Annotated in this window: 9 protein-coding genes and 1 pseudogene; 1 reads left to right on the forward strand and 9 read right to left on the reverse strand. The window is 72.2% G+C overall.

From position 1 onward, the window contains the following. Positions 1-108 precede the first annotated feature (108 nt). The 5 genes from ACFWPT_RS15915 to rpsB all read right to left on the reverse strand — a co-directional run bounded on the left by ACFWPT_RS15915 (position 109) and on the right by rpsB (position 5155). Positions 109-1587: a phosphatidate cytidylyltransferase gene (locus ACFWPT_RS15915; protein WP_380482258.1), complete on the reverse strand. Its 1479-nt coding sequence runs from the start codon at positions 1585-1587 to the stop codon at positions 109-111. Further along, on the reverse strand, positions 1587-2144 hold the full coding sequence (gene frr / locus ACFWPT_RS15920; RefSeq protein WP_063347665.1) for a ribosome recycling factor: 558 nt from the start codon (positions 2142-2144) through the stop codon (positions 1587-1589). Before frr ends, ACFWPT_RS15915 begins: the two co-directional genes overlap by 1 nt. A 98-nt stretch (positions 2145-2242) precedes the next feature. Continuing rightward, positions 2243-3007, reverse strand: a complete 765-nt coding sequence (pyrH, locus tag ACFWPT_RS15925; RefSeq protein WP_030056790.1) for a UMP kinase — start codon at positions 3005-3007, stop codon at positions 2243-2245. Positions 3008-3268: 261 nt separating this feature from the next. Continuing rightward, on the reverse strand, positions 3269-4108 hold the full coding sequence (tsf, locus tag ACFWPT_RS15930) for a translation elongation factor Ts (protein WP_063347667.1): 840 nt from the start codon (positions 4106-4108) through the stop codon (positions 3269-3271). A gap of 129 nt (positions 4109-4237) precedes the next feature. Beyond that, a complete protein-coding gene (gene rpsB, locus ACFWPT_RS15935; protein WP_380482260.1) occupies positions 4238-5155 on the reverse strand; it encodes a 30S ribosomal protein S2 in 918 nt (305 codons plus the stop codon). Between the two features lie 694 nt (positions 5156-5849). On the opposite strand from rpsB, the gene ACFWPT_RS15940 reads away from it, so the two are divergent. Beyond that, positions 5850-6422, forward strand: a complete 573-nt coding sequence (locus ACFWPT_RS15940) for a M23 family metallopeptidase (protein WP_380482262.1) — start codon at positions 5850-5852, stop codon at positions 6420-6422. A 49-nt stretch (positions 6423-6471) separates the two neighbouring features. Here ACFWPT_RS15940 and ACFWPT_RS15945 read toward each other — a convergent pair whose 3' ends face one another. From ACFWPT_RS15945 to ACFWPT_RS15960, 4 genes and pseudogenes are all read right to left on the reverse strand, one after another. Next, positions 6472-7056, reverse strand: coding sequence for a TetR/AcrR family transcriptional regulator (locus ACFWPT_RS15945; protein WP_380482310.1), 585 nt, complete (start codon positions 7054-7056; stop codon positions 6472-6474). A 272-nt stretch (positions 7057-7328) separates the two neighbouring features. Continuing rightward, complete coding sequence (whiG, locus tag ACFWPT_RS15950) at positions 7329-8279, reverse strand: RNA polymerase sigma factor WhiG (RefSeq protein WP_244293358.1); 951 nt, start codon at positions 8277-8279, stop codon at positions 7329-7331. Positions 8280-8630: 351 nt separating this feature from the next. After that, on the reverse strand, positions 8631-9797 hold the full coding sequence (dprA, locus tag ACFWPT_RS15955) for a DNA-processing protein DprA (protein ID WP_380482265.1): 1167 nt from the start codon (positions 9795-9797) through the stop codon (positions 8631-8633). Positions 9798-10093: 296 nt separating this feature from the next. After that, positions 10094-10792, reverse strand: a pseudogene (locus ACFWPT_RS15960) (ATP-binding protein); the annotation flags it as partial. Positions 10793-10956 lie beyond the last annotated feature (164 nt).

Here is a 10956-nt window from a genome sequence, read left to right on the forward strand (position 1 = left end):
GGAGCAGGCCAGGACGTGCGAGGGCCCCGGACGCGCAGGCGTCCGGGGCCCTTCCACCACTCGCGGCCGGAGGACAGGTTCTGAGGCGTCCTACGGCCGGACGAGGCCCTAGCTGCCGACGAAGGCCGCCAGCAGCAGCCAGACCACCGGGGCGGTCGGCAGGAGCGAGTCCAGCCGGTCCATGATGCCGCCGTGGCCGGGCAGCAGCGTGCCCATGTCCTTGATGCCGAGGTCTCGCTTGATCATCGACTCGCCCAGGTCGCCCAGGGTCGCGGTGACCGCCGCGCAGCCGCCGAGGATCAGGCCCTGCCACCAGCTGCCGCCGTCGATGATCAGCTCCATCAGCACGGCGCCCGCCAGCATCGACAGGCCGATGCCGCCGGCCAGGCCCTCACGGGTCTTGCCGGGGCTGATCGTCGGGGCGAGCTTGGTCTTGCCGAACTTGTAGCCCACGGCGTAGGCGCCCGTGTCGCTGCAGATCGTGACGATCAGGAACAGCACGATCCGCTGGGGGCCGTCGTCGGCCGCCAGCATCAACGCCACGAAGGTGGCCAGGAACGGCACGTAGAAGGCGGTGAACACCCCGGCCGTTATGTCCCGCAGGTAGTCCTCCGGCGGCTCGGCCATCCGCCAGACCATCACCGCCAGCCCGGTCAGCGCGAGCGAGGCCGCGGCCCACTGCACCCCGGCCCAGTAGCCGGTGGCGATCATGGCGATGCCGCCTGCGACCAGCGGCACCAGCGGCGCCTTGATCTGCTTGCGCTCGGCGAGCCGGCTGGTCAGCTCCCAGATACCGACCGACACCGCGGCCATCACGACGAACAGGAACAGCGCCTTCACCACGAACAGCGAGGCGATGATCACCACACCGAGACCGACCCCCACGCCTATCGCGGCCTGGAGGTTACGGCCACCGCGCTGCTTGCGCGGCTGCGGCTGCGGGGCGGACTGGGCGGCCACGGGTGTCTCCTGCCCTGGATGGGACGACGGCACGAAGTGGGGCTGCCCGGCCGCCGGGTAGGTCGACGGCGGCGCGGGAGGCACCGGGGCCCCGGGGCGCGGCGGGGCGCCGCGGCCGGGGGTGGCGTCATCGGTTATCGCGCGCAGCACGACCGTCTCCGTCACGCCCGGCACCGCCGCCTCGGACCGGTCGTCCCGGAACAGCGGGCCGCTCAGCCGACCGGCCTCCCGGGACTGACCGGCGGCGGGGTCACCCGGCCGACCGGAGCCCGCCGGCGGGCCCTGGTCCGGCACGCCGGGGAACGGGCCGGGGCCCGCCGGTACGGGAGGCATGACCTGAGTCTCCTCCGCGTCGCCGCCCCAGTACACCGGAGGCTGCTGCGAGTGATCCGAACGGTGGCCGGGGCCACCCGGCGCGCCGCCCGGCGCACCCGGGTAGGCCGCCCGGCCGCCCGGGTGACCGGGGTAGCCCTGGGCCTGCGGCGGCGCCGGGTACTCGCCGTACCCCGGCGCCGGGTGCGCCTGCTGCAGAGGAGCCTGCGGCCGGGGCTGCGGCACCGGGCGGTAGGGCTGGAACTGCTGGTCGGACGGGCCCCAGTAGCCAGGGGCGTCAGGGGCGTCGTTCATCAGACTTCGAGCAGCTCGGCTTCCTTGTGCTTCAGCAGCTCGTCGACGGCGGCCACGTACTTGGCCGTGGTGTCGTCGAGCTCCTTCTCGGCGCGGCGGCCGTCGTCCTCGCCGACCTCGCCGTCCTTGACCAGCTTGTCGATGGCGTCCTTGGCCTTGCGGCGCACCGCGCGGATCGAGACCTTCGCGTCCTCGCCCTTGCCCCGGGCCACCTTGATGAACTCCCGGCGGCGCTCCTCGGTCAGCTCGGGCAGCACCACCCGGATGAGGGAGCCGTCGTTGGACGGGTTGACGCCCAGGTCGGAGTCGCGGATCGCCTGCTCGATCGCCTTCAGCGCGGTCTTGTCGAACGGCGAGACGACCGCCATCCGGGGCTCCGGCACCGAGAACGAGGCCAGCTGGTTGATCGGCGTCACGGTGCCGTAGTACTCGGCGACGATCTTGGCGAACATCGCCGGGTGGGCACGGCCGGTGCGGATGGCGGCGAAGTCGTCCTTGGCGACGGCGACGGCCTTCTCCATCTTCTCCTCGGCTTCGAGGAGGGTCTCTTCGATCACTGTGATCTCCCTGTCCGGTTCATCTGCGATTGTCCCGACCGGTGTCGGCGTCGAGGCCGGTCACGGCGACGGCGCCGTCCCGTACGGCTGATTGCTGCTCAGGCCCGGACAGAATCCTGGCTGATGAGTGTGCCGATCTTCTCACTCTTCACCGCGCGCGCGATATTGCCCTCCGCCAGCAGCTCGAAGACCAGCATCGGGAGGTTGTTGTCCTTGCACAGCGTGATCGCGGTGAGGTCGGCGACCTTGAGGTCGCGCGCGATGACCTCGGAGTACTCCAGCGCGTCGAACTTCACCGCGTCCGGGTTGGTCCGGGGGTCCGAGTCGTAGACGCCGTCCACGCCGTTCTTGCCCATCAGCAGGACGTCGGCGTGGATCTCCAGGGCCCGCTGGACGGCGGTGGTGTCGGTCGAGAAGTACGGCATGCCCATACCGGCGCCGAAGATCACCACACGGCCCTTCTCCAGGTGCCGGACGGCCCGCAGCGGCAGGTACGGTTCGGCGACCTGGCCCATGGTGATCGCGGTCTGGACCCGGGTCTCGATGCCTTCCTTGACCAGGAAGTCCTGCAGCGCCAGGCAGTTCATCACGGTGCCGAGCATGCCCATGTAGTCGGAGCGCGCCCGGTCCATGCCGCGGACCTGCAGCTCGGCGCCCCGGAAGAAGTTGCCGCCGCCGATGACCACCGCGACCTCGGTACCGGCACGGACGACGGTGGCGATCTCCCGGGCGATCGCGTGCACGACGTCCGGGTCGACGCCGAGTCCGCCACCACCGGCAAAGGCTTCACCGGACAGCTTGAGCAGCACCCGGCGGCGCGAGCCGGCCTTGGGGTCCTGCGCGGTCTCCTGCGTCTCCTGCATGGACTTCTCCTTTTTGCACCTACTGGCTCACAGGCGCGGGTGTGCGGATGCCCGGCCTGCGCGTACGCGAGAGGAGGCCACTGCCGCGGGAACCGGTTCGGTGTCCTGCACGGCAATGGCCTCCTCGTCGTTCATGGTGCCGACGCGGCCCGCCCGTGGACGGTTGGCACTGGGTGAGCCCGTTCGGCGTTCCGCCCGCCCTGGTCAACGGGCGGGGGCGGTTCCCAGCGTAAGGGTGCCGGGGACCAGGTGGAACGTGGCTCAGGCGCCGACGCGGAAGCGGGCGAAGCGCTTGAGGGCGACGCCGTTCTCCTCGAGGACCTTGGCGACGGTCTTCTTGTTGTCCTTCGCGAAGGCCTGCTCCAGGACGGAGTTCTCCTTGACGAAGCCGGTGACGCGACCCTCGACGATCTTCGGCAGGGCAGCCTCGGGCTTGCCCTCCTCACGCGCGGTGGCCTCGGCGACGCGGCGCTCGTTCTCGAGGTCCTCGGCCGGGATCTCCTCGCGGGACAGGAACTTCGGCGCGAACGCGGCGATGTGCTGCGCGACGTCCTTCGCGACCTCGGCGTTCTCCTTGTCCAGCTCGACCAGGACGCCGACGGCCGGCGGCAGGTCGGGGCTGGTCTTGTGCAGGTAGACCGCGACGAAGCCGTCACCGTCGAACTGGGCGAAGCGACGGAAGACGATCTTCTCGCCCAGGGTCGCGTTGGCCTCGTCGACGAACTGCTGGACGGTCTTGCCGGCCTCGATCTCGGACGCCAGGGCGGCATCCAGGTCGGCCGGGGCGGTCTTGGCCACGTGAGCCGCGATCGCGTCGGCGACCTTGACGAAGTTGTCACCCTTGGCGACGAAGTCGGTCTCGCAGTTCAGCTCGACCAGAACGCCGGACTTCTTGTCCTCGGCGATCAGCGCGGCGACGGCGCCGTTGGAGGCGTCACGGCCCTCGCGCTTGGCAACGCCCTTCTGGCCCTTGATGCGCAGGAGCTCGACGGCCTTCTCGACGTTGCCCTCGGCCTCGTCCAGGGCCTTCTTGCAGTCCATCATGCCGGCGCCGGTGAGCTCACGGAGCTTCTTGACGTCCGCGGCGGTGAAGTTCGCCATGGTGTGAATCTCTTCTCGCGTCTCGCGTGTCTGCGTGGGGAGACGCCGGGACCGATGATTCGGTCCCGGCGCGGGAGAGAGGGGCACCTACCGGTGTCGTACCGGCGGGTGCCCCTCACCCTTGGTACGTCAGGCCTGCTCGGCCGGCGCCTCGGTGGCCTCAGCCTCGGTGGCCTCAGCCTCAGCGGCGGGGGCCTCGACGGCCTCAGCCTCGACGGCGGGGGCCTCAGCGGCCGGAGCCTCGGCGGCGGCGGGGGCCTCCTCGGCCTTCTTCTCGCCCTCGATGAGGTCCTTCTCCCAGTCGGCCAGCGGCTGGTCGGCGCCCGGCTCGGCCTTGACGTCGCCCTTGGCGACACCGGCGCGGGACTTCAGACCCTCGGCCACGGCGTCGGCGATCACGCGGGTCAGCAGGGTGACGGAGCGGATCGCGTCGTCGTTGCCCGGGATCTTGTAGTCGACCTCGTCGGGGTCACAGTTGGTGTCGAGGATGGCGACGACCGGGATGTTGAGCTTCCGGGCCTCGCCGACCGCGATGTGCTCCTTCTTGGTGTCCACGATCCACACGGCGCTGGGAACGCGCTGCATGTCGCGGATACCGCCGAGGGTCTTCTCCAGCTTGTCGTGCTCGCGCTGGAGGACCAGGAGCTCCTTCTTGGTGAGGCCGGAACCGGCCACGTCCGAGAAGTCCAGCTCGCCGAGCTCCTTCAGGCGCTGCAGGCGCTTGTAGACGGTCGAGAAGTTGGTCAGCATGCCGCCGAGCCAGCGCTGGTTCACGTAGGGCATGCCCACGCGGGTGGCCTGCTCGGCGATGGCCTCCTGGGCCTGCTTCTTCGTGCCGACGAAGAGGACGCTGCCGCCGTGGGCAACCGTCTCCTTGATGAACTCGAAGGCGCGGTCGATGTAGTTCAGCGACTGCAGGAGGTCGATGATGTAGATGCCGTTGCGCTCCGTGATGATGAAGCGCTTCATCTTCGGGTTCCAACGGCGGGTCTGGTGACCGAAGTGGACGCCGCTCTCCAGCAGCTCCCGCATCGTGACGACGGCCATAGCCGTGCTCCTCAGGTGTTACGGCCCGGCGGTCGCGCAACGGACGGCGGGTTCGCGCGGTGGCGCTCCCCGCTCGCGCGGTGCGTCCGGCCGGGTCAGGCTCGGTTTGTCCGTGGCAGCCAGGTGACAGCCACGCCTGACGCCCCGAACGTGCCGAGCCGCTTGAACCCGCACGGTCCGGGGACCAGGCGGGCTCGGCGGACCGAGCGGCACTCGCACCTGGCGGGGGCAGCGGCCGGGCCGCGTCCGTCCACCGGTGGCGGGGCGTGCGAAGTCGACCCGGCGGACCGGGTCGCGTGTGAAGTGTACGGGAAGCGCCGCGGGGCGGGCGACTCCGCGACTGACGGAGGCCCTGGACGGGCGGGTCCGCGCTGGCGGGAGCTGGGCGGAGGCGGGGCCGAGGCGGGGCGGGGGCGGGGCGGCCGGGCCTTGGGAGTGCTGCTGCTGCGGTGCTTGTACACCAGATGGCGGCATCCGTACACCCGCTGGAGGGACGGGATCAGGCCACGAGGGCGGTTTGTCCACAGGAGTCCGGAAGTGGGTGGCGCCGGGGCGGCCGCGCAGCAAGCCTCGGGGCATGACCGCTCGCGCCGAATGCCCGGCTCCGCCCGCCGTCGGTCCGGCCTGCTCGGGGCCGGACCGGTTGAAGCTTGACCGATTGGGGCTGGGTCGGTTGAGGCTGGGCTCGTTTGGTGTGCTGCGGGGGCTGGTCGCCGTACTGGCGGCACTGGTGCTGCTGGTCTCGGGCGGTGCGGTGCGGGGCGCCACTCTCAGCGGGGGCGGCGGAGGTACTGGCGGGGGCGGCGAGACCGGCCGGACCGGTTCGGGCGGTGCGCGGGCCTGGCCGGTGGGCGGGCCCGGCGGGGTGCTCGGGCGGTTCGAGCCACCGGCCACGCCGTGGGCCGCCGGACACCGGGGAGTGGACCTCGCCGCCGCGCCCGGGGCGGAGGTGCGGGCGGCTGCCGCCGGGGTGGTCACGTTCTCCGGGCTGGTGGCGGGGCGCCCGGTGGTGACCGTCACCCACCCCGGCTCGGGGTCACCCCCCTTGCGGACCACCTACCTGCCCGTCGCAGGCACCGCCCCGGTCGGCACCGAGGTACCCGCCGGACAGGTGATCGGGCGGCTCGCCCCCGACGGACGGCACTGCCCAGCACGGGACTGCCTGCACTGGGGGCTGCTGCGCGGCGGGCGCTACCTCGACCCGCTGGCCCTGTTCGGCGCGGGAGCGGCGCGGCTGCTGCCGCTGGGCGGCGCCGGGCGCACCTGATGAATTCAGATGAACCGAACGAACCAAACGAACCGGGCCGGACGGCGGCTCAGGCCCGGTCGAGGCCGTGCAGGGCCATGGCCACGGCGGCGTCCGCGATCAGTTCGGGGCGCTCGGCCGCACACCCGGCACGCTCCCCCGCGGCCACTTGCTCGGCCCGGCGCACGGCCGCCTCCACGACCCCTTGGAGCAACGCCGCAGCGAGCCGGGGCTGCGCGTGACCGAGATCCTCCAGGGCCCGGACGACCAGGCCGACCAGCTTGCCGTGCGCCGCCCGGATGCGCTCGCGCGCGGCCTCGTCGAGTTCGAGCGCGGAGATCGCCACCACCGCCCGGTGGCGCGGGTCTGTGGCCAACGCCAGCTGGCCACGGACATACGCCTCGATCCGGTCGGCCGCGCTGTCGCAGCTCTCCATCCCGGCCTCGATCTCGGCCGCCCAGAGCGGGAAGTCCACCTCGCAGAGCGCCTCGACCACGGCGGCCCGGGAGCGGAAGTACTCGTAGACCGAGGAGCGCGCCAGGGAGGTGCGCGCAGCGAGCGCGGGGAAGGTCAGCGCCTCCATGCCGCCCTCCGTGAGCAGGGTGCGGGCAGCGTCAAGGAGGGCTGCACGCTGCAGCTGGCGATGCTCGGCCACCGTGGCCGCTCGGATCTTCGGCACGCTCCCACTGTACGGAGCCCTACCTGCGGCCGGTACGGCGCCGCGCATTTGAGCGGGGAGCGAGAGCGCGCAGGCGCGCGGCGAGGCGTGCGAGCGGGCGCGCAACCCGGGGATCCGGCCCGGAGTAACGGCCCAGGGTTACGGCCGGGCAGGCGCGGCCCGAGGATGCGGCCGGGCAGGCGCGGACCGGCAACGTGGCCGGGGTCGCGACCCGGAGGTCGGCCGGGCCGGGACGGTCCCGGCCCGCGCTACCGGATGTCCGACAGCTTGGCGCGCAGCTGGAGGACGGACTTGGTGTGGATCTGGCTCACCCGGCTCTCCGTCACCCCCAGCACCTGGCCGATCTCGGCGAGGGTGAGGCCCTCGTAGTAATAGAGCGTCACCACGGTCTTCTCCCGCTCGGGGAGGGTGTTGACCGCCTGGGCCAGCAGCCTGCGCAGCTCGCGGTCCTCGGCCACCTCGACCGGGTTGTCGGCACCGTGGTCCACCAGGGTGTCCATCAGGCTCAGCCGGTCGCCGCCCTCCCCCACCGGGTGCAGCAGTTCGTCCAGGGCCACCACGTTGGCCAGGGACAGCTGGCTGAAGATCGCGTGCAGATCCTCGATCGCGATGCCCATCTCGGCCGCGACCTCGGGCTCGTGCGGCGTACGGCGCAGCCGGGCCTCCAGCGTCGCGTACGTCCGCTCGACGGCCTTCGCCTTCTGCCGCACCGAGCGCGGGATCCAGTCCAGGGCACGCAGTTCGTCGATGATCGCGCCGCGGATCCGGCTGATCGCGTAGGTCTCGAACTTGATGGCGCGGTCGATGTCGAACTTCTCGATCGCATCGATCAGCCCGAAGACCCCCGAGGAGACGAAGTCGGCCTGCTCGACGTTGGAGGGCAGGCCGACCCCGACCCGCCCCGCCACGTATTTGACGAGCGGCGAGTAGTGCAGGATCAGCTGCTCGCGCAGCCGCTGGTCACCGGTCTCCTTGTAGGAGCGCCAGAGCTCTTCGAGCGCGGTGCGCCCCTGGGCTCCGGGGCCTGGACCGCCCGGCCCCGGTCCCTGCTCCGGGCCGGGCGGGGGGGTGCCGTCCGGCGGCAGGGCACCGGCAGCGATCGGGCGGGCTGCGCCGTCGCCGGTGGCGGCGCCGACCGCGTCGGCGGGCTGGCCCGGCACCGCCGTCGGCCGGCCGCCCTGGCGCGACAGGCCCCCCATTGTCCCCGTCGCCTTGGGCGGGAACTCAGTCACGGGGCGCCGCTCGGTCCGCGGCCCTCCCGAGGACCGGGCGCCACCGGTCACTCTGTGTCCGGGAATGTGTGTGGGCATGCGTTGGTCTGCGCCGTTCTGCCGAGTCATGTGCTGATAGGGAAGGCATGTGGAGCGTAGCGTGACCGACTCGCTGCAATGCGCTACCGCCACTCGGTCGTCCCCCGATCCGGTGGCGTTCACGTCACCGGATCCGGGCACGCGGACGGACGAACCGGATCAGCAGGTCAACCGGGCGATTCCGACACTCCCTCCCCACGACCCCTCCCCACGACACGGATGTGCGCTTCGTCCCGACCGTCACCTCCTCCGCACCAGGCGCCAGTGCGCGCCGTGCCGCTCGACGTAACCGAGCGAGCCCAACTCGTAGAGCCGCTGCAGCACTTCGTCCGGCGGGAGTCCGGACTGCCGGGCCAACCGCTCGATCGGCGCGCCCTCCGCCGTCGCCGGGACGGCCTCCAGCACCCGGGCCACCGCCGGCTCCAGCAGATCCCGGGGCAGGACCGGGCCGCTGCGCTGCGGCGCCAGGTCGTCCCCGATCGCCCCGATCAGTTCGGCGATCTCGGCGGAGTCGGTGACCAGCGTGGCGCCGCCGCTGCGGATCAGGGCGTGCACCCCGGCCGAGAGTTCCGAGGTCACCGGGCCGGCGACGCCCATGGTGTGGCGGTTGAGGTCCCGCGCCCGTCTGGCCGTGCTCAGCGCGCCGCTGCGCATCGCCGCCTCGACCACCACCGTGCCCCGGGTGAGCGCCGCGATGACCCGGTTGCGGAGCACGAAGCGGAAGCGGTTCGGGTGTTCCCCGGGCGGGAGTTCACTGACCAGCAGCCCCTGGGCGCCGATCCGCCGGATCAGTTCGGCGTTCCCTTTCGGGTAGGCCACGTCGACCCCACAGGCGAGCACCGCGATCGTCATCCCGCCGACGGAGAGCGCCCCTCGGTGGGCGGCCGCGTCGATCCCGTAGGCGGCTCCGGACACCACGACCCAACCTCGCTCGGCCAGTTGGGCCGACAGCTCCCCCGCGACGTGGGCGCCGTAGGCCGTGCAGGCTCGGGAGCCGACCATCGCCACCGAGCGGAGCGCGAGCAGCCGCAGCGAACCCGTGCCGGTCGTCCAGAGCCCGATCGGGCGCCCGTCGCCCAGATCGTCCAGTTGGCTGGGCCATTCCGTGTCCCCCGGAATGATGAAGCGTCCACCGACGGCTCGTACCCGTTCAAGGTCCTCGGCCGGGTCCAGACCGGGGAGTCTCGCCTGGTAGCCGGCCAGCCGGGGCCCGTCCAGCCCGGGGTGTGCGGGCACCGTCCCGTCACGGATCGCCCGGACGGCGTCGACTGCGGAGAGCTGACCGAGCCACCGGCCGACCACCGCGTCCCCGGGCTCGCTCAGCCGGCTGAGCACCGCGCGGGCGAGGCGCTCCGGATCGGGACCGGACTCGGACTCTGCCCGGCCGGGCGGCCGAAGGTACGTCATCATCGGGTTCATACCTCACCGCCCTCGTCCGCCGGATGCTGGTCGCGCTTCCCGAACCGCTTGGCGGAGCCGGACCGGGTGGATCGGCCAAGGGCATCGGGGCGGTCCGGCGGACCAGGACTCTCCGGACCAGGACTCTCCGGGTCAGGGCTCTCCGGGTCGGGACGATCGGGACGATCGGGACGATCGGGCTTCTCGCACCGGCCCGACCGGCTCTGCCCTTCGGGCGGCTCGTCGACCGGGCCGACGCGCTGGGCCGGGATGCCACCGAGTCGGCCGTAGACCCGCTCGGCCAGCGGCAGCCCCTGCTCGACGCCGGTGCGCAGGACCAGTGCGGTGCGGACGTCCCGCTGGTCCGGCCGGTCACGACCGGCGAGGTCGGCAACCGTCCAGGCGACCCGGAGCACCCGGTCCAGGCCCCGGGCGGTCAGCAGCCCGCGCTCCAACTGGCGGGCGACATCGTTCAGTGCGCCGGGGGCGAGCTGCCAGCGGGTCCGCAGCTCGTGGCCCGGGACTTCCGCGTTGGTCCGCCACGGGGTGGTCGCCAGCCGGGCCGCTGCCCGTTCCCGCGCGGCCAGTACCCGGGCCGCGACGGTCTCGGTGTTCTCCGCCGTGATGTCCCGCTCCATGAGTTCGATCCTCGTCACCGGGGCGACCTGGACCTGGAGGTCGACCCGGTCCAGCAGCGGCCCGGAGAGCCGCCCCTGGTAGCGGCTGACCATCGCAGGGGTGCACTCGCACCCCTCACCCCGCCGTGAATGGCGGCCGCACGGGCAGGGGTTGGCGGCCAGGCAGAGCAGGAACCTGGCCGGGAGTCGGAGTGAGCCGGCCGAGCGGGCGATCACCACCTCGCCCGACTCCAGCGGCTGGCGCAGCGAGTCGAGCACCCGGACCGGAAACTCCGGCGCCTCGTCCAGGAACAGCACGCCCCGGTGGGCCAACGAGACCGCCCCCGGTCTCGGCAGGCCGCTGCCGCCGCCGACGATCGCCGGCATCCCGCTGTTCTCCACAGCCCCTATGTCTCACGAGACATCGAGACCAGGCAGATGATCACTCTGAGGTGGACGCGGCCGGAGCCTAGTGAGCATGCAGGTGAGACATCCGGCGCACCACGAGCGAGTGACGTAGATCACGTCACTGCATTGACTCTGACCTCGCT

It is taken from the genome of Kitasatospora sp. NPDC058478 (assembly GCF_042720345.1).
In the GTDB taxonomy this organism is placed as follows: Bacteria; Actinomycetota; Actinomycetes; order Streptomycetales; family Streptomycetaceae; genus Kitasatospora.

Bases quoted from the DNA above. Each gene is read 5' to 3' on its own strand.
- ACFWPT_RS15915 (WP_380482258.1), bottom strand. From the start codon at position 1,587: ATGAACGACGCCCCTGACGCCCCTGGCTACTGGGGCCCGTCCGACCAG.
- pyrH (WP_030056790.1), bottom strand. From the start codon at position 3,007: ATGCAGGAGACGCAGGAGACCGCGCAGGACCCCAAGGCCGGCTCGCGC.
- tsf (WP_063347667.1), bottom strand. From the start codon at position 4,108: ATGGCGAACTTCACCGCCGCGGACGTCAAGAAGCTCCGTGAGCTCACC.
- rpsB (WP_380482260.1), bottom strand. From the start codon at position 5,155: ATGGCCGTCGTCACGATGCGGGAGCTGCTGGAGAGCGGCGTCCACTTC.
- whiG (WP_244293358.1), bottom strand. From the start codon at position 8,279: ATGGGGGGCCTGTCGCGCCAGGGCGGCCGGCCGACGGCGGTGCCGGGC.
- dprA (WP_380482265.1), bottom strand. From the start codon at position 9,797: ATGACGTACCTTCGGCCGCCCGGCCGGGCAGAGTCCGAGTCCGGTCCC.